Raw genomic sequence first — 18920 nt, forward strand, 5'->3', positions numbered from 1 at the left:
GCTCCGAATTCTCTTTGTGCTCTTTGAAACGTTGCCCGCCCTGCCCGGTGGCAGCGGCCGGCAATAAAAAGTCTCGACCTTGAAAAAAGGCGCATCCAGTGGATGCGCCCTCGGGTCCGTCTTACTCTGCCTTGGGGGCTTCGCGCAGGCGGATATGCAGCTCGCGCAGTGCCTTGGCGTCCACCAGCCCTGGCGCCTGGGTCATGACACAGGCCGCGCTCTGGGTTTTCGGGAACGCGATCACTTCGCGAATCGACTGGGCGCCGGTCATCAGCATCACCAGGCGGTCAAGGCCGAAGGCCAGGCCACCGTGGGGCGGAGCACCGTATTTCAGCGCGTCGAGCAGGAAGCCGAACTTCTCTTCCTGTTCCGCTTCGCTGATACCCAGCAGACGGAACACCGCCTGTTGCATTTCCTTGCGATGGATACGGATCGAACCGCCACCCAGCTCGGTGCCGTTCAGAACCATGTCGTAGGCGCGGGACAAAGCGGTGGCCGGGTTGGCCGCCAGTTCTTCCGGCGAGCACTTCGGCGCGGTGAACGGGTGGTGCAAGGCGGTGAAGCTGCCGTCTTCGTTCTCTTCGAACATCGGGAAGTCGACGACCCACATCGGTGCCCACTCGCAGGTGAGCAGTTCGAGGTCATGACCGACCTTGATCCGCAGCGCGCCCAGGGCTTCGCTGACGATCTTGGACTTGTCGGCACCGAAGAAGACGATGTCGCCGTCGACCGCACCGACGCGATCGAGGATCACGTTGAGGTTGGCCTCGGGAATGTTCTTGACGATCGGCGACTGCAGGCCTTCAACACCCTTGGCGCGTTCGTTGACCTTGATGTACGCCAGGCCCTTGGCACCGTAGATGCCGACGAACTTGGTGTACTCGTCGATCTTGCTGCGCGGCATGCTCGCCGCGCCCGGGACGCGCAAGGCGGCCACACGGCATTTCGGGTCGTTGGCCGGGCCGCTGAACACCTTGAACTCAACGTCCTTGAGCTGGTCGGCAACGTCCACCAGTTCCAGCGGGATACGCAGGTCCGGCTTGTCGGAGCCGTAACGGCGCATGGCCTCGTCCCAGGTCATGTGCGGGAACTCACCGAACTCCAGACCCAGCACTTCCTTGAACAGGTTGCGGATCATGCCTTCGGTCAGGCCCATGATGTCTTTTTCATCGAGGAAGCTGGTCTCGATGTCGATCTGGGTGAATTCCGGCTGGCGGTCGGCCCGCAGGTCTTCGTCGCGGAAGCACTTGGCGATCTGGTAGTAACGGTCGAAGCCGGCCACCATCAGCAGTTGCTTGAACAGCTGCGGCGATTGCGGCAGGGCGAAGAAGCTGCCGGCGTGGGTGCGGCTCGGCACCAGGTAGTCACGAGCGCCTTCGGGAGTCGCACGGGTCAGGATCGGCGTCTCGACGTCGAGGAAGCCGTTTTCGTCCAGGTAACGACGGATGCTGGTGGTCATGCGCGAACGCAGACGCAGCTTGTCGAGCATTTCCGGACGACGCAGGTCGATAAAACGATAACGCAGGCGGGTTTCTTCGCCGACGTCGGAGTATTCGTTGAGCGGGAACGGCGGGGTTTCCGCTTCGTTCAGCACTTCCAGCTCGTAACCCAGCACTTCGATGGCACCGGACGCCATGTTGGCGTTGCCGGCACCGGCCGGACGCAGGCGGACCTTGCCGGTGATCTTGACCACGTACTCGCTGCGCACGCGATCGGCGGCGGCGAAAGTGTCGGCGCGATCCGGGTCGAAGACCACCTGGGCCAGACCTTCGCGGTCACGGATATCGAGGAAAATCACCCCGCCATGGTCGCGACGACGGTGGACCCATCCGCAAAGGGTGACTTCCTGGCCTTCCAGGCTCTCGTTCAGTTGGCCGCAATAATGGCTGCGCATCATGGTCGTGGTTCGCTTCTAGTCATTCGATTTCGGTGGAGGTCTTGTCTTGGCAACGCGACAAGCGCCCGCTCGTGTCGCTTATTTCAGTCGGCTTTATCGCCACCTGCCAGGTTTTTCTTGCTGCCGGTCTTGAAATCCGTCTCGTACCAGCCGCTACCGCTGAGGCGGAAGCCTGGCATGGAGAGCATTTTCTTCAATTGCGGTGCCTGGCAGGCCGGGCAGTCGACCAGCGGTGCATCACTGATCTTTTGAATGGCTTCCAGCTGATGACCGCAGGAAGCGCATTGATAGTCGTACATGGGCATGGGGCGTCTCGGCAATCAGATAACGGCAACACTGCTGCCCGAGCCCGGGACGGGCCATGCAGCAAAGAGCGGGATTATATCCGTTAAATCGAGCCTTTGCAGCCGTGGACCGGTCAGCGCCCCAGCCCATGCCGTCTCGCCAATCCACCGAGACGTCAGAACAAGCCTAGAGGGCCCGGGACAAACCGCCCAACGTCAGCAGATGGACGACACAGACCACGCGAATCAAACCACTGAAATTCTTCACCCCGCCGTAGCGCAGATGAACCTCCATGTCCACATTGGACAGCAAGGCATTGACTGTACATTCATGGGTATTGGCAATATCGGCCAGTACCTTCCAATAAACCTCCTCCAGACGCAAGCAGGTGGCAAAACCATTCAAACGCACCGAACGCGAAACTGGCTTCGCCAATCCAATATCGAAATCCAGCAACAGGGGATCCACCCGGGTCTTGCGCAAACAACCGGAACTCCCCACCTCATGCCCTACCCACTGAACCATTTTCATCGCACTCCGTCGCTGCACACCTTTGAATAAAGGCGCTCCTGGCAAACCTCCTGACATAAAACATTAAGTAAAAAACCCTATCCAGCAGACTGCACCACAGCCTCCGTAGGAAGAGTCCATTAATAAGGAAGAACAACGAAAAGCCTGGGGCCGCGACCAGGCGAAGGCCTGCGCCTTCGCGAAGATGCCGAGCTCGCCGACAGGCAGCGCGAATGAAGCGACGGCTTCATTCGCGCCGGCGCGGGCTCAGCCTTCGAGCAGGGCGCGCAGCATCCAGGCGGTCTTCTCATGCACCTGCATGCGCTGGGTCAACAGGTCGGCGGTCGGTTCGTCACTGACCTTGTCCAGCAACGGAAAGAGGCCCCGCGCCGTGCGGGTGACCGCTTCCTGGCCTTGCACCAGTTGCTTGATCATCTCCTCGGCACTCGGCACCCCTTCTTCTTCCTTGATGGAGGACAGACGGGCGTAGGTGGAATAGGTCCCCGGCGCGGGAAAACCCAGGGCGCGGATACGTTCGGCGATCAGGTCGACGGCCAGGGCCAGTTCGTTGTATTGCTCTTCGAACATCAAATGCAGCGTGCGGAACATCGGCCCGCTGACATTCCAGTGAAAGTTGTGGGTTTTCAGGTACAGCACGTAGGTGTCCGACAACAGACGGGAAAGACCTTCAACAATGGATTTACGGTCTGCTTCGCTGATACCGATATCAATAGCCATATGTATCCCCTTGGTCAGAATGGATCATCGTCTTCGCAGGTGCAGGACCACTCTAGCAAGCGCCTACGACTCGCGCAGCCGCGACGACTGCGACAAATCCGCCACGGCGACCACCGGCAGGCGTCTGGCCCGCGGGCTGTGTCGGCGCAGGCCCTGCCCCGCCGCAAGTTCTCCGACAGCGGCCCGGCGCCGAAGTTTGAGAAGGCATGGGCTTTGCTGTTAAATAGAGGCTGTGTCGTGGCTGTCGATTCTCTGGCAGCGGCGCATAGGCGGATGCCCACACGTGCCCAACGCCTCACCTTTTTTCCAGAAGCGAACCGTGTGCCACCCGCTCTTCCTTGTGATCCGTCTTGAGTGAGTCAATCAAAATGTTGAAAATCGTCCACCTGCTAACGGGCGCCGTTGCCCTGCTGCTGTCCTTTATCCCCAGCCTGCGATCCGAAGCCCTGCCTTACCTGCAACAACCCGATGCGCTGTACCTGGCATTCTTCGGCTTGCTCAACCTGACCCTCGCGCCAGTCATTCCTTACTGGAACAAGGGCCCACGGCATCAACTGCAAATCCTGGTCAGCATTCTGCTGATCATCGCCGTGGCACTGCAAATCCTCACCCTGCTCGCCCCTCTGACCCTGATCGGCGGCCAACCCGCCGTGCTACCGAGCCTGCTGGCCGCCGTGATTGCCGTATTGCTGCACCTGGCGGTGAGTTTCTACAAGAAATCTTCCCCGGCGGCGGCTTCCCACAACTACGACATGAGCAATCGCGATACCGGTACCGTGAAGTGGTTCAACACCTCCAAGGGTTTCGGCTTTATCTCGCGGGATTCCGGCGATGATATTTTCGTGCACTTCCGCGCCATCCGTGGCGAAGGCCACCGCGTCCTGGTCGAAGGCCAGCGCGTGGAGTTCTCGGTGATGAACCGGGACAAGGGCTTGCAAGCCGAGGACGTGATCGCGGCCCTGCCGCGCCGCTGATCGGCCACAAAAAAACGCGAGGCAGCCTGGCTGCCTCGCGTTTTTTTATGCCTACGGATTGCTGTCAATAATGCGGCGGTGGTGCTTCTTCCTCAAAGGAATCGAACTGCCCCATCATTTCTTCATGACGCTTGAGCAAAGCGGCCATCTGCAGTTGCAGGCGCTCGACCACCCGCCGCTGCTCCACCAGCACATCATTGAGCGCCTGAATGGTGTCATCCTGAAACGCCTGGCGACTTTCCAGTTCGGTCACGCGATCTTCAAGGTTCATACGTCCGCCTGTACAAAACGCGAATCATGCTGGAACGCCACTCGCAACTGCTCGCGAATCACCATGAACTCCTCATCGCTATAAGGCCGCGTCGGGTGCTTGCCCCAAACCGGTGCCGGCCAGGCCACATCGTCACGACGACGAACGATCACATGCATATGTAACTGACTGACCACATTGCCCAGGGCCGCGACATTCATCTTGTCCGCCTTGAAGGTGACCTCGAGCAGCTGCGCCAGCTCCGTGGTCTCGCGCCACAACTGCTGCTGATCGGTAGCCTCCAACTGGAACACTTCACTGATATCCGCGCGCCGTGGCACCAGGATGAACCAGGGATAGTTCGCATCATTGGACAGCAGCACACGACACAACGGCAAGTCGCCCATCGGCAAGGTGTCTTGTTGAAGGCGCGAATCGAGAACGAACACCGTGAATACTCCTGCGTGACGGATAGGTTTGCGCCCGGCAAAAGCCAGGCGACAGGCCGTCAGGATACCCGTGATCGGCCACCGATTCACGGCCCTCGGCCGCGATGGCGGCAAATGGGCGAATACGGGGCACCGCCTGCTCCAGAATGGAACAGGGCGCACTTTTTCAGGACAACAAACACCACAAAATTACACAGCAGCCAGAAAAAAACCCAGCCGGCCATAAAAATGTCACTTTTTTCTGAAATCCTCTGCCTACGTCATGGAAGGCGAGAGCTGACTCCAGGGACAAAAAAGCCGCCTTGCCTGCAGACAATGTCCGCATCGAAACTGTAAATCGGCTTTTTGCACCAAAACCGCACACTACGACTACTATCAGTGCACGCTTCAGTCACCGACTACCCAGTCGGAGTGTGGACTGGTAACGTTTTTGGCTTTCCATGGATTTTCAAAGGATTAGCAGCACAAGGAAAAGCACTACGTCAAGCGCTGGCGTAAAGGCCAACCGCCCTAGGTTTCATAAGGGTTTCAGCGTGATGACGGTGCCAGGTAAATTTTTTCTCACGTTTTTTTCACTTTGTGCATGCTTGTTGCATTGGTAAGTGAATAGTCGCGACAGAGGGTCGGCCCGGACGCTGAAGCCCCTGCGACACCGAGACAACGCAGTACAGTGCGCCCATGGAGAGTTCAGGGCTTGAACATAGACCATTTGCTTCTATGCTCATTCCGCTGAAAACAGCGCTGAAGTTGTGCAGCCGCTGTACAAAGGCTGTGAATTTGCGACATGGAGCTAGCTTTTTGCGACAGGCTCGTAAAGAAGCCGCAAGGATAGGTGTGCAAGTATCGCCAAGTTTGTCAGCGTGATATAAGTTTGCGCCGACACAAAAAAGAAAGAGCCGCCCAGACAAAAATACAGGTGGGACGGCAGTACTCTTCCTAAAACCAAAGGAGCAAATCACGATGCGCGTGATGAAGTGGAGCATGATCGCCCTGGCTGTTACCGCAGCAGGTTCCCAAGTGGCTATGGCCGACCCGTTCGTAACCCCTCAGTCTGACGCCAAGGGTTTCGTTGAAGGCGCTTCGGCTGGTGTGGTTCTGAAGAACTACTACTTCAATCGGGACAAGAAAGATGGTGGTGTCGACCAAAAAGACTGGTCCCAAGGCGTGCTCGGCAAAGCCAGCTCTGGCTTTACCCAAGGTACCGTTGGTGTAGGTGTCGATGTCTTTGGTGATGCCGGTTTCAAACTTGACGGTGACAACACCCATGTGGGTAGCGGCAACCTGAGCCACGGAGCAGATGGCGTCAATAATAGCTTCGGTAAAGCAGGCGCGGACGTCCGCGTTCGCATCTCCAAAACCCAGCTGACATTCGGCGACTTCACCCCTACCACTGCGCCAGTATTCGCCGTTGGCGGGAGCCGTCTGTTCCAGCAAACCGCTCGTGGCTTCCAACTGCAAAGCAGTGAAGTCAAAGACCTCGATCTCGAAGCTGGCCATTTTTACGCTGGTAGCAGCACGGACTACACCTCGCTGCAGGGCAACCTGTTTGCCACCTATGCCGGTGTTACAGCCAAGAGCATCGACTATGTGGGTGGTAAGTACGCCATCAACGAGAACCTGACTGCTTCCCTGTACGGCGCCAAGCTCCAGGATGTCTGGAACCAGTACTACACCAACGTCAACTACACCCTGCCACTGGCTAGCGATCAGAGCCTGAACTTCGACTTCAACCTCTATCGCACAACCGATACCGGTGCGGCGAAGGCAGGTGATATCAGCAACACTGCCTACTCCCTGGCAGCTGCTTACTCCTTCCTCAAAGCACACACTTTCACCCTGGCCTTCCAACAGGTACACGGTGACACGCCATTCGATTACATTGGCTTGGAGCGTGGCAAGGGTAACCAGGGTGGTGACTCGATTTTCCTGGCTAACTCGATTCAGTACTCCGACTTCAACGGCCCAGGCGAGAAATCCATCCAGGCCCGTTATGACATTAAAATGGCTGAGTACGGTATCCCAGGCCTGAGCTTCATGGCTCGTTATGTCCACGGTCAGGGCATCGACGGCACCAATATATCCGCTAACAGTGCGTATCGTAATACCGACGGCACCCCTCTCTATGGCAAAGACGGTCATCACTTCGAAACCAACCTGGAAGCCAAGTATGTTGTCCAGTCTGGCCCTCTGAAGGATCTGTCCTTCCGTGCACGCCAAGCTTGGCACCGTGGCAACGCTGCCGACGGCGAAGGCAACATCAACGAGTTCCGTTTGATCACCGAGTACCCAATCACCATCCTGTAATCGCCTGATTACTTGCTTGATGATGTAATACTCGCTTGAAGAAAGGCCCATCCTGATGATGGGCCTTTTTTTGCGCCCAATATGGGCGTATATCTTGTAAGTCATTGAGTTCCGCCCCCATAACTACCGCGTTTCTTGCCAACTTAACCTTACCGCATCACAAGGGTGGGTTTGCGCCGTGTAGCCATCATCAAATCATGCGATTTCTAGCCGAACCTTAAGCTAGATAAGAACTAAAATATCAGTTCAAACCCACCAACCAAAACAAGGGTTCAAAAATGAATCCGGCAACCTCTTTCTCTACCTCAAACAGCAATGAAGCCCTATCTGAAACACCTATGATATCGGCGTCCACGCGCCCACCTCCCCAACGCCGCACCCATTTTGATTCACACTTTCCTAATTACGACCAATTTGTCGCGAAAAAGTCATAAATCACCACTACGATTGCGCAGGCACAGCGCCGACAGTAGTATGCAATTGAAGCTCTGAAAGTTACCTTTCTTCCCTGTACTGCCGCCCAGGCCAGGTGTCGGCTGAATGTTTACATAATAGATGTCATACCTTGCCATTGCGCCAAGTTGGTTCGCTGTGCCTGATCTTCCGCCGTCAAACTCCCCTCTACCGGATACCGAAAAGGAAGTGATATGCCACGTCAAACATTCAAAGTCCTTGCTCTAACAGCAGCCATCTCCACGGCTCTAGTCTGCGCACAAAATGCATCGGCCGCCTCGGCGGAACTTGTCGCAGCGGCCAAGGCAGAGGGCGAACTGACGGTGATCGCCCTGGCGAACTCCTGGTGCGGATATGGCGACCAGATCAAGAACTTCAAAGCCAAGTATGGCCTCAAGGTCAACGAACTGAACCCTGACGCCGGTTCGGGCGACGAACTCGAAGCCATCAAGGCCAACAAGGACAACAAGGGGCCGCAAGCGCCTGACACCATCGACGTCGGCCTGTCTTTCGGCCCCCAGGCCAAGGCTGCCGGCTTGCTGCAGCCCTACAAGGTGGCCAGCTGGGCGACCATCCCTGACTCGGTGAAAGATCCGGAAGGCTACTGGTATGGCGACTACTACGGCGTGCTGGCTTTTGAAGTCAACACCGACCTGATCAGCTCGATCCCGGCCGACTGGAGCGACCTGCTCAAGGCCGATTACAAGAATTCCGTGGCCTTGGCGGGCGATCCGCGCTCCGCCAACCAGGCCATCCAGGGCATCTATGCGGCCGGTATTGCCGCCGCGGGTGGGGATCCCACCAAGGCCGCCGCGGCCGGCCTGAAGTTCTTCGGCGATCTGAACAAGGCCGGCAATTTTGTCCCGGTGATCGGCAAGGCCGCCTCCCTGGCACAAGGCACCACCCCGATCATCATCCGCTGGGACTACAACGCCCTGGCCGACCGCGATGCACTCAAGGGCAACCCCAATGTGCAAGTGGTCGTGCCCAAGTCGGGCGTGGTCGCGGGCGTGTATGTGCAGGCCATCAGCGCTTATGCACCGCACCCGAATGCCGCCAAGCTGTGGCTGGAATACCTGTATTCGGACGAAGGCCAGGTGGGCTGGCTGAATGGCTACTGCCACCCGATCCGCTTCAACGACCTGGTGGCCAACAACAAGCTGCCCAAGGCCATGCTCGACAAGCTGCCACCCGCGGAAGGCTATGCCAAGGCCGTGTTCCCTACTCTGGACCAGCAGAACTCGAGCAAGGAAGCCATCACCAAGCAGTGGGACACCCTGGTCGGCGCCAGTGTGAAGTAACCGGCCTTCGATGGCTTTTTGTACTGGCATGGCCTTCACCGGCCACGCCAGTCATTTCATGGATTGGATGGCGGCTTGAAAGGCGGGCTTCACTTGACTGATACCTTGAGTTCTGCAAAACCCGCGACACCGTCCATACCGGGCAGGTCGCTCAATTGGCACTGGCTGGGTGTACTGCCCTTTCTGGTATTCGCCATCCTGTTTTTGATCTTGCCCACCGGCTATCTGATGATAGGTGCGTTCCAGGACGCATCAGGCCATTTCACCCTGGCCAATATCGCCGGCCTGGCCGACCCGAACGTGGTCAGCGCCTACTGGATCAGCTTTCGCATCAGTGCCGCGTCGGCCCTGGGCGGCGGAATCATCGGCTTCCTTCTGGCCTGGGCGGCCGTCCAGGGCAAACTGCCCGAGTGGATTCGCCCGACCCTCATGACGTTTTCGGGCGTGGCCTCCAACTTCGCCGGCGTGCCGCTGGCCTTCGCGTTCCTGGCCACGCTGGGGCGGGTGGGTCTGGTGACCGCGCTGATGAACAAGTACCTGGGCTTCAACCTCTATTCCACCGGTTTCAACATCCTCAGCTTCACCGGGCTGACACTGACCTATCTGTATTTCCAGATCCCCTTGATGGTGCTGATCGTGTCCCCGGCACTGGAAGGCCTCAGACGCGAGTGGCGCGAAGCCTGCGATTGCCTGGGCGGCACCGCCTACCACTACTGGCGCTATATTGCGTTGCCGGTGCTGTGGCCGAGCATCATGGGCGCCATGCTGCTGCTGTTTGCGAACGCCTTTGGCGCGGTGGCCACCGCCTATGCGCTGACCGGCAGCTCCTTGAACATCGTGCCTATCCTGCTCTATGCGCAGATCCGCGGTGACGTGCTGCACAACCCGAACCTGGGCTACGCCCTGGCGCTGGGCATGGTGGTGATTACCGGGGTATCCAACGCGGGCTATATCTGGCTGCGCAGCAAATCGGAAAAGGGCCGCAAATGAAATCCACCTCGCGTTTGGGTGCCTGGATCGCCATCGGCCTGGGCACCAGTTATTTCCTGATTCCACTGCTGGCCACCTTTGAATTCAGCCTGCGCATGCTGCGCGGCGAATACAGCTTCGAAGCCTACCGGGTGGTGTTTAGCGACCCTCAGTTCCAGGCCACGTTTGGCTATTCGATCCTGATGGCGCTCATCACCATTGTGGTCGGCGTGCTGCTGGTCGTACCTACCGCCTACTGGGTGCAATTGCGTCTGCCCAAACTGCGCCCGCTGGTGGAGTTCATCACCTTGCTGCCCTTGGTAATCCCGGCCATCGTCATCGTATTTGGCTATCTGCGCATCTTCGGCAGCAACTCGTGGATACCGCTGACCGGCAACGAGCGGTCCACCGACTTCCTGCTGGTGTGCAGCTACGTCACCTTGTCGCTGCCCTATATGTACCGCTCGATCGATACCGGCTTACGCACCATCGATGTGCGCACCCTGACGGAGGCCGCCGAGGCGCTGGGCGCGGGCACTTTCACCATTCTGTTCAAGGTGATCTTCCCGAATCTGCGTTCGGCGATTCTGTCCGGTGCGTTCCTGACTTTTGCCGTGGTGATCGGCGAGTTCACCATGGCCAGCCTGTTGAACCGTCCCGCGTTCGGGCCTTACCTGCAACTGGTGGGCGCCAACAAGGCGTACGAGCCGTCCGCGCTGGCGGTAATGGCCTTCATGATTACCTGGGCCTCCATGGGCTTGATCCAGGTGTTCGGGCGCAATGCCAAGAACGCAAAACCTTAAGCACATCCCCGGGTGGCATGCGTTCTGGCTACTGAGCCGAGTAGTAACCCCTACATTGACGGAAAAAACATCCCATGGCCTTCCTTGAAATCTCCCACCTGAAAAAAGCCTTCGGCGCTCAGACCGCGGTGCATGACTTCACGATGGACATCGCCCGTGGCGAGTTCATCACCTTTCTGGGCCCATCGGGTTGCGGCAAGACCACGATTTTGCGCATGCTGGCCGGGTTCGAGGGCCCCTCGGGTGGCACCATCAAATTCGATGGCAAGGATGTGACCCACACGCCGACCAACCAGCGCAATATCGGCATGGTGTTCCAGTCGTACGCGCTGTTCCCCAACATGACGGTGGCCGAGAACATCGGCTTCGGCCTGAAGGTGGCCAAGATGCCAGCGGAGCAGATCCATGAGCGCGTCACCGAAATGCTCAAGCTTATCGGCCTTGCGGCCCTGGGCGCGCGCTATCCCTCGCAGTTGTCGGGCGGCCAGCAACAGCGCGTGGCCCTGGCCCGCGCGCTCGCCGGCAAGCCCCAGGTGCTGTTGCTGGACGAGCCCTTGTCCGCGCTGGACGCCAAGATCCGCGTGTCGCTGCGCGAAGAGATCCGCGCCGTACAACGCGAACTGGGCATCACCTCGGTCTTCGTGACCCATGACCAGGAAGAAGCCTTGTCGATCTCGGACCGCATCGTTGTACTGAGTGAGGGCCGGGTTGAACAAATCGGCACGCCGAGCGAGGTCTACAACTTTCCGCGCACCCGTTTTGTAGCCTCCTTTGTCGGGACGCTGAATCTGCTGTCCGGCGTGGTGGTGGATGCCGCGACGGGCCAGATCTCCGTGGGCGGTCAGTCTTTGGTGACATCGAACCCTATCGTTGATGCCTTCGTAGGCCAAACCCGCGCGCTGGCGATCCGACCCGAGGCCATTGTGCTGGAGCCGCCGACCCCGGGGCGCAACTCGCTGGCGGCGACGGTGGAAGACGTTGATTTTCTGGGCGCCGTAGTGCGTATCCGGGTACGCATGGATACGGTGGTCATCTCACTCGACGTGTTCAACGATCCACACCGTGCGCTGCCCCAGCGCGGCGAGAACATCACCCTGGGTTTCTCATTCGATAATCTTTTGGTACTGGAAGAAACGGCCTGAGCATGACGACCGACAACTTTGTATTGCCCGCGGAACCTGCAGGCTGGTCTGCGGCCAACCGCCGGGCCATCAACCAACTGCTGCAAACCTGGGGTTGCCGCAGTGCCGACTACAACCCGGCCAAAAAACCCTATGCGGTGTTCGACTGGGACAATACCTGCATCATGAACGACACCGAGGAATCGCTGTTGTTGTACCAGGCCGAAAACCTGCTGTTCAAACTGACGCCGAGCGAGTTTGCCGAAGTGCTGTGCCAGGATGTGCCAGGTGGCTGGTTCCATGCCGATCACACCAATCTGGACGGCCAGCGTATCTCGATGGAAGACCTGGCGGCCGACATCAACGACGCCTACCAATGGTTGTACACCCACTGCGCGGTACTGGCTGGCAACCAGCCCCTGGAGGAAATCCGCGCCAGCGCGCAATTCCAGAACTTCCGCGCCAAGTTCTACTTTTTATACGGTGCGTTGTGCGATACCTACCCGATGGAAGTGGGTTACAAGTGGATCATTTATTTCTACAAGAACTTCACCACGGCCGAACTGCAGGCGATGGTGTCCGACTCCATTGAACACAACCTGGGCGAGGCATTGCGCCAGGCGCCTATCCACAGCAGCACAGAGATGCCTGGCCGCGCGGGCCGGGTTGCGCCGGTGCACTTCCACGGCATGCGCGTGCATGCCGAAATTGTGGTCTTGATGGCAACTTTGCGGACCAACGGTTTCGATGTCTACATCTCCACGGCATCAATCGACGACGTGGTGCGGGTTTTTGCCTGCGATCCGAAATACGGCTACGGGCTGCCGCCGGAAAATGTCCTCGGCCTGAAGCTGGAAATGGTCGATGGCAAATACACCAATGTGTATAAAAAGGACTGGCACTTCAACTGGGGACCGGGCAAGACCGTCGGTATCCAGAATGTGTTTGTCGCGCAAAAAGGCTATGGTCCAGCCCTGGTGTTCGGCGACAGCGATGGCGACGCCTGGATGATGAAGGACTTTGCCGATACACGCCTGGGGGTGATCATCAACCGCCAGCAAAAAGGCCTGATTGGGGAGAACAGCCAGCAGGCGGCCGCCACCCTGGGCCGTTCGGACGCCCGCTTTGTGCTGCAAGGCCGGGACGAGCACACCGGCTGCTTCAACGCCGATGAAAAAACCTTGCGCTACGGCCACACGGAAGCCCGCTTGCTAGCCTGAGCCCAGGCAGATTTGATGCCCGGCCCAGCGGCCGGGCATCAAGACCTCGATTACTTCGCCTGCTCTTCCGAAAACATCCGCACCACGTGCTGCGGAAACGGAATCTCGATGCCCACCGCTTTCAGACGGTCGCGCACCTGCTCATTGAACAGGAAGGTGACATCGCCGTAATCGGCGGTATTGACCCACACCCGCAAGGACATGGTGATCGAATGAGCCCCCAGCGCGGACACCACCACCACCGGCGCCGGATCGGCCAACACCCGCCCATCCTTCGCCATCTCCAGCAGCACCTCGCGGGCCTCCTGCAGATTCGCCTGGAAGTCCACGCCGACATCGAACACCACCTTGCGGGTGGCTTGGCGGTTGATGTTGGTGATGATGCCGTTCGACAGATTGCCGTTGGGCATGATCACCGTCTGGTTGTCGCCGGTACGCAGGATGGTGTGGAAAATCTGGATGCTGTCGACCGTCCCGGTCACCCCTTGCGCGGTGATCGTGTCACCCAGGCGAAACGGCCGGAACAACAGAATCAACACCCCACCAGCGAAATTCGCCAGGCTGCCCTGCAACGCCAGACCAATGGCCAGGCCTGCCGCACCGATGGCCGCGACAAAGGAGGTGGTCTCCACACCGATCATCGAGGCGACGCTGACAATCAGCAGCACCTTGAGGATGATATTCGCCAGGCTGCTGATAAACCCCTGCAGCGCCAGGTCGGCATTGCGCAACGCCAGCAGCTTGCCCACGCGGCGGGTCAGGTTGTTGATCAACCACCAACCGATGCACAGGGTGACGATGGCCAGCAGCACACGGCTGCCGTATTGCATGATCATCGGGATCCAGGCCTCGGAGGCCTTCACCAACTGATCCACTTGTGCATTCAAATCCATTGTTCTCTCCGGTTACCATGCGATGACCCGGCGAAACGATGCCTGCCGCGCAGGGCGACCCACCGTTTCACCGTGGCTGGGCCCTCCGACGCCGATAACTCCCAGAGGTTCCCTGACAGCCTAGATCAGTCGCGGAAATTGTTGAATTGCAGCGGCACATCGAATTCCTTGGCCCGCAGGTTGGCAATCGCCTCCTGCAGATCGTCACGCTTCTTGCCGGTAACCCGTACCTGCTCGCCCTGGATGGCGGCCTGGACCTTGAGCTTGGCGTCCTTGATGTGCGCGACGATTTTCTTCGCGGTGTCCTTGTCGATACCTTCCTTGAAGGTCGCTTCCTGCTTCATCAGCTTGCCGGAGGCGTAGGCGTCCTTGATTTCCAGGCATTTGACGTCGATCTTGCGCTTGACCAGGGACATGCGCAGGATCTCCAGCATGGCTTCGAGCTGGAACTCGGCTTCGGCGGTCAAGGTGATGATCTGCTCCTTGTCCTTGAACTCGAAGGAGCCTTTGCCCTTGAGGTCATAACGACGGTCCAGTTCCTTGACGGCGTTCTCGACGGCGTTGGTGACTTCGTGCTTGTCCAGTTCGGATACCACGTCGAACGACGGCATCGTATTTCTCCAAAATAAAATCGGCGCCGCTCAATACCGATGGAGCGCGCCTGGTTTGACGGTTAAAATCCGCGAGCATTATAGCGGTTCTTCCCACTCATTCACTTGTGAGTCACCCATGCCGAACCCGGATCTGAGCATTTTGCTGGTGAGTGATGAGAATCTGGCCAGCAGTACGCTGGGCAGCAGCCTCCAGCGCGCGGGTTATCAGGACATCCGTCAGGCCAATGACGGCGTCCTGGCACTGGAGCAACTCGACCAGCGGGCCGCCGGCCTGCTGATCTGCGCGGGAAGCGCAGGTCTGGCGCTTGCCGCCAAGGTCCGACAAAGGGACGAGATGAACGATCACAACACCTACGTGATCCTTATCAGCGACCAATCGCCCTCGATCCTGCTGGACGAGACCTCGGACAACGACATCGACGACCTGCTCGCCCCGGCCGATGTCGAGCGCCATCTGCTGACCCGGGTGCTCGCCGCCGACCGCCTGTGCAACACCTTGCAGCGTCTGCGCCAGGAAAACCGCCTGTTGCGCCAGAACATCGCCAGCCTCGAACAGCGCAATCTGGTGGACTCCCTGACCGGCCTGGGCAATGCCCGCTACCTGCGCCAGAAGCTCAGCGACAGCCTGCGCCAGGTCCAGGCCCGCGGCGGAGCCATCTGCTACCTGCTGATCGGGATCGAACAGGCCGAGTCGCTGCAACGCCAATATGGCAACGACCTCTACGACGAGCTGCTGCAAGCCATCGCCCGCCGCCTGCAACAACTGGTGCGGCCACTGGATGTACTGGCGCGCCTGGACGAGCGGCATTTCGTCCTGATGACCTTGCCGGCCGACCTGCAGGAATGCGCCCCGAGCAGCTTCAAGCGCCTGCATGAAGGCCTGAACCTCAAGACCTTCATGACCAACGCGGGGCCCATCGAGCTCAAGGCCGGCATCAGCCTGATCGGCCTGGACAGCAAGTGCTTCCCGCTGGACCCGCAAACCCTGTTCGATGAGTCCGAGCACCTGTTGCTCGAGTCCTATGCCGGCGGCGTGGTCAGCGCCAAACGCCTGCCGGCGCGTAGCTGATGAGCACCCACTGGCATGTACTGGGCGCCGGTAGCCTGGGCAGCCTGTGGGCCACCCGGTTGGCCAGGGCCGGCCTGCCGGTGACATTGATTCTGCGCGATGCGGCGCGGCTGGCGGCGTACGAAGCGGCAGGCGGCCTGACCCTGGTCGAACAGGGTCGGGAGCAACGTTTTGCGATTCCGGCCGAAACCCTCGACAGCCTCGCGCCCATCCAGCGCCTGCTGGTCGCGTGCAAGGCCTACGATGCCGAGGCCGCAGTCACCCGCCTCGCGCCGCGAATCGCCCCCGGCGCAGAGCTGGTGTTGTTGCAAAACGGCCTCGGCAGCCAGGACGCGGTCGCGGCCCGCGCACCCCACGCCCGCTGTCTGTTCGCCTCCAGCACCGAGGGCGCCTTTCGCGACGGCGACTGGCGCGTGGTGTTCGCCGGTCACGGTTTCACCTGGCTGGGGGACGTTGCCCATCCGCAACCACCGTACTGGCTCGATGACCTGACACTGGCCGGCATTCCCCACGAATGGAACACCCAGATCCTCACCCGACTCTGGCGCAAGCTGGCGCTCAACTGCGCCATCAATCCGCTGACGGTGCTCTACGATTGCCGCAACGGCGGCTTGCTGGAACACCATTGTGAAGTCGCCACCCTCTGCGCCGAACTGACCGAACTGCTCGAATGCTGCGGCCAGCCGGCCGCCGCCCTGGACCTGCAGAGCGAAGTGGAACGGGTGATCCAGGCCACCGCGGCGAACTACTCCTCCATGCATCAGGACGTCACCCAGGGGCGGCGCACCGAGATCGGCTACCTGCTGGGTTATGCCTGCGCGGCGGCGGCCCGCCATCACCGCAGCCTGCCGCACCTGAGCCGCCTGTATAACCGGCTGGTGGCCCACCTGATGGCAAAGGGTGTGCCCAACACCTGAGACATAAGCCGTCCCGCGCAAAAGACCGGGCCCAAGCGACGGTTTGATACACTTATGGACGGCACGGCAGTCGAACCCCGCCCGCCGCCATTCGCCTCTCGAAACAGGACAACCGATGCCTCTGCGCCAGCGCCTCGAAAACCTGCCGGTCGGCCAAAAACTTCTCGCCGCCCTACTGGTCCTGCTGACCACCGTATTACTGGTCGCCAACCTGACGTTCATCAGCGCCGCCTACTGGATCTCCCAGGAGAGCATGGCCCCCCAGGCCTTGCAGACCATCGGCCGACTGATATCGAGCCCGAACCTGATCAGCCAGGCCCTCGACTCGCCGGAAGCCGCCGAGGCCCTGCTCAAGGAGCTCGACAGCTACTCGCCGCTGCGCGCCGCCGCGATCTATGACGGTCCGGGCAATCGCATGGCGCAGCTGCAACACGGCGATCACCTGAAACTGCCGGAGCGCTTTCGCCATATCGAAGCCTGGCGCCTGACCGAGTTTCGCAGCAACCAGGTCATCGAGATGCCGCGCCCGGGCTCGGCGCCCGGACACCTGTTGCTGGTGGCCAGCAGCGAACTGCCGGTGGCGTTCTACACCGGCACCCTGACCGCCAGCCTCGGCATCCTGACCTTCAGTATCCTGCTGTGGCTGATCATCGCCCGCCAGATCAAGCGCCTGATTACCCGACCGATCCACGAACTCGAAGAGCTGTCGCGCCAGGTCACCCGGGAAGAGAACTACTCATTGCGGGCCTCGCGCGGCAACCACGACGAAATCGGCAGCCTGGCCGAAGCCTTCAATACCATGCTGTCGCGCATCGAGGCCCGGGAGCAGCAGCTCAAGCGCGCCCGCGATGACGCCCAGGGCGCCTACGACCAGGCCCAGGGTCTGGCCGAGGAAACCCGCCACACCAACCGCAAGCTGGAACTCGAAGTCCAGGTGCGCAGCAAGATCGAGAAAAAGCTCACGGGCTTCCAGAACTACCTCAACAGCATCATCGACTCCATGCCCTCGGCCCTGATCGCCCTGGACGAGCAACTCTATGTCACCCAGTGGAACCAGGAGGCCAGCGCCCTCTCCGGCACGCCGCTGGACGAGGCCCTGAACCAGCCGATCTTCCTCGCCTTCGAACCGCTCAAGCCGTTCCTGCCGCAGCTCAAGGAAACCGTCGAGCAACACAGCGTGGCGAAGATCGAGCGGGTGACCTGGATCAAGGACGACGAAGCCCGCCACTATGCCCTGACCTTCTACCCGCTGATGGGCGGCGCCGGACGTGGCGTGGTGATTCGCATCGACGATATCTCCCAGCGCCTGTCGCTGGAGGAAATGATGGTGCAATCGGAAAAAATGCTCTCGGTCGGTGGTTTGGCCGCGGGCATGGCCCACGAAATCAACAACCCCCTGGGGGCCATCCTGCACAACGTGCAGAACATCCGCCGACGCCTGTCCACGGAGCTGCCGAAGAACCTCGAATACGCGCAACAGGCCGGCATCGACCTGGACACCGTCAACCGCTACCTGCAAAGCCGCGAAGTGCCGCAACTGCTCGACGGCATCCAGCAGGCCGGCGCGCGGGCGGCGAAGATCGTCACCCATATGCTCAGCTTCAGCCGGCGCAGCAACCGTGAAATGGCCCCTTGCGACCTGCCGGCCCTGATCGACCAGGCGGTGGAAATCGCCGGCAATGACTTCGACCTGACCATCGGCTTCGACTTCAAGGGCCAGGCGATCATCCGCCAGTTCGACCCGCAACTGGGCCCGGTCCCGGGCACCGCCAACGAGTTGGAGCAGGTGCTGTTGAACCTGCTGAAAAACGCTGCCCAGGCCATCCACCAACGCGAGGACGAACGCGAACCCGGGCGCATTACCCTGCGCACCCGCCTGAATCCGCCCTGGGCAGAGATCCAGGTCGAGGACAACGGTGTCGGCATGCCGGAGCATATCCGCAAGCGCACCTTCGAACCCTTCTTCACCACCAAGGAAATCGGCCAGGGCACCGGGCTGGGTCTGTCGGTGTCCTACTTCATCATCACCAATAACCATAAAGGCCAGATGGAAGTGCAATCGGCGCCGGGCGCGGGCACCTGCGTGACCCTGCGCCTGCCATTGGCCGGTAGCCAGGCGGCGCTTCCCGAACTGAGCAAAGCGGAGTCTTGAG

18 protein-coding genes are annotated in these 18920 nt (G+C 59.9%); 10 read left to right on the plus strand and 8 right to left on the minus strand.

The window, feature by feature from the left end; genetic code table 11:
- Positions 1-121: 121 nt before the first annotated feature.
- From aspS to M5B42_RS03885, 4 genes are all read right to left on the minus strand, one after another.
- The gene (gene aspS, locus M5B42_RS03870) at positions 122-1897 is read right to left on the minus strand and encodes an aspartate--tRNA ligase (protein WP_103499438.1); all 1776 of its coding nucleotides are present in this window, start codon (positions 1895-1897) and stop codon (positions 122-124) included.
- Between the two features lie 83 nt (positions 1898-1980).
- A complete protein-coding gene (locus M5B42_RS03875) occupies positions 1981-2202 on the minus strand; it encodes a zinc ribbon domain-containing protein (protein WP_100938824.1) in 222 nt (73 codons plus the stop codon).
- Between the two features lie 166 nt (positions 2203-2368).
- Positions 2369-2707 carry a ribbon-helix-helix domain-containing protein gene (locus M5B42_RS03880; protein ID WP_100939203.1) on the minus strand — a complete coding sequence of 113 codons (339 nt, stop codon included), beginning with the start codon at positions 2705-2707 and terminating at the stop codon, positions 2369-2371.
- Positions 2708-2959: 252 nt separating this feature from the next.
- The gene (locus M5B42_RS03885; RefSeq protein ID WP_100938823.1) at positions 2960-3430 is read right to left on the minus strand and encodes a Dps family protein; all 471 of its coding nucleotides are present in this window, start codon (positions 3428-3430) and stop codon (positions 2960-2962) included.
- Between the two features lie 368 nt (positions 3431-3798).
- Between M5B42_RS03885 and M5B42_RS32100 the strand changes: the two genes are divergently transcribed.
- Positions 3799-4404 carry a cold-shock protein gene (locus M5B42_RS32100; protein WP_103496683.1) on the plus strand — a complete coding sequence of 202 codons (606 nt, stop codon included), beginning with the start codon at positions 3799-3801 and terminating at the stop codon, positions 4402-4404.
- Between the two features lie 64 nt (positions 4405-4468).
- Here the strand turns inward: M5B42_RS32100 and M5B42_RS03895 are convergent, their stop codons facing one another.
- Together M5B42_RS03895 and M5B42_RS03900 are read right to left on the minus strand one after the other, a co-directional pair.
- The gene (locus M5B42_RS03895) at positions 4469-4675 is read right to left on the minus strand and encodes a SlyX family protein (protein WP_177099955.1); all 207 of its coding nucleotides are present in this window, start codon (positions 4673-4675) and stop codon (positions 4469-4471) included.
- Positions 4672-5103 carry an HIT domain-containing protein gene (locus M5B42_RS03900; RefSeq protein WP_248745077.1) on the minus strand — a complete coding sequence of 144 codons (432 nt, stop codon included), beginning with the start codon at positions 5101-5103 and terminating at the stop codon, positions 4672-4674. The genes M5B42_RS03895 and M5B42_RS03900 overlap by 4 nt, the downstream gene beginning before the upstream one ends.
- Positions 5104-6063: 960 nt before the next feature.
- On the opposite strand from M5B42_RS03900, the gene M5B42_RS03905 reads away from it, so the two are divergent.
- The 6 genes from M5B42_RS03905 to M5B42_RS03930 all read left to right on the plus strand — a co-directional run bounded on the left by M5B42_RS03905 (position 6064) and on the right by M5B42_RS03930 (position 13274).
- Positions 6064-7407 carry an OprD family porin gene (locus M5B42_RS03905; protein WP_248745078.1) on the plus strand — a complete coding sequence of 448 codons (1344 nt, stop codon included), beginning with the start codon at positions 6064-6066 and terminating at the stop codon, positions 7405-7407.
- 647 nt (positions 7408-8054) lie between these two features.
- Positions 8055-9161 (plus strand): ABC transporter substrate-binding protein, encoded by a 1107-nt coding sequence (locus tag M5B42_RS03910; protein WP_248745079.1) that lies wholly within the window; start codon positions 8055-8057, stop codon positions 9159-9161.
- A gap of 93 nt (positions 9162-9254) precedes the next feature.
- The gene (locus tag M5B42_RS03915) at positions 9255-10151 is read left to right on the plus strand and encodes an ABC transporter permease subunit (protein WP_218586076.1); all 897 of its coding nucleotides are present in this window, start codon (positions 9255-9257) and stop codon (positions 10149-10151) included.
- Positions 10148-10933 (plus strand): ABC transporter permease, encoded by a 786-nt coding sequence (locus tag M5B42_RS03920; protein ID WP_152738156.1) that lies wholly within the window; start codon positions 10148-10150, stop codon positions 10931-10933. The genes M5B42_RS03915 and M5B42_RS03920 overlap by 4 nt, the downstream gene beginning before the upstream one ends.
- Before the next feature lie 74 nt (positions 10934-11007).
- Entirely contained in the window at positions 11008-12075 is a 1068-nt protein-coding gene (locus tag M5B42_RS03925) for an ABC transporter ATP-binding protein (RefSeq protein ID WP_103496677.1), read from the plus strand.
- A 2-nt stretch (positions 12076-12077) separates the two neighbouring features.
- Complete coding sequence (locus M5B42_RS03930; RefSeq protein WP_248745080.1) at positions 12078-13274, plus strand: haloacid dehalogenase-like hydrolase; 1197 nt, start codon at positions 12078-12080, stop codon at positions 13272-13274.
- Between the two features lie 50 nt (positions 13275-13324).
- Here the strand turns inward: M5B42_RS03930 and M5B42_RS03935 are convergent, their stop codons facing one another.
- Positions 13325-14167, minus strand: coding sequence for a mechanosensitive ion channel domain-containing protein (locus M5B42_RS03935; protein WP_248745081.1), 843 nt, complete (start codon positions 14165-14167; stop codon positions 13325-13327).
- Between the two features lie 125 nt (positions 14168-14292).
- Positions 14293-14778 (minus strand): YajQ family cyclic di-GMP-binding protein, encoded by a 486-nt coding sequence (locus M5B42_RS03940; protein WP_248745082.1) that lies wholly within the window; start codon positions 14776-14778, stop codon positions 14293-14295.
- A gap of 118 nt (positions 14779-14896) precedes the next feature.
- Here M5B42_RS03940 and M5B42_RS03945 point away from each other — a divergent pair, with 118 nt between their 5' ends.
- From M5B42_RS03945 to M5B42_RS03955, 3 genes are all read left to right on the plus strand, one after another.
- On the plus strand, positions 14897-15850 hold the full coding sequence (locus tag M5B42_RS03945) for a diguanylate cyclase (protein ID WP_103496673.1): 954 nt from the start codon (positions 14897-14899) through the stop codon (positions 15848-15850).
- Positions 15850-16767, plus strand: a complete 918-nt coding sequence (locus M5B42_RS03950; protein ID WP_248745083.1) for a putative 2-dehydropantoate 2-reductase — start codon at positions 15850-15852, stop codon at positions 16765-16767. Before M5B42_RS03945 ends, M5B42_RS03950 begins: the two co-directional genes overlap by 1 nt.
- Positions 16768-16882: 115 nt before the next feature.
- Complete coding sequence (locus M5B42_RS03955; RefSeq protein WP_248745084.1) at positions 16883-18919, plus strand: ATP-binding protein; 2037 nt, start codon at positions 16883-16885, stop codon at positions 18917-18919.
- Position 18920: the final 1 nt, after the last annotated feature.

The sequence above is a fragment of the Pseudomonas sp. MWU12-2037 genome, assembly GCF_023242345.1.
GTDB classification, from domain to species: Bacteria; Pseudomonadota; Gammaproteobacteria; order Pseudomonadales; family Pseudomonadaceae; genus Aquipseudomonas; species Aquipseudomonas gingeri_D.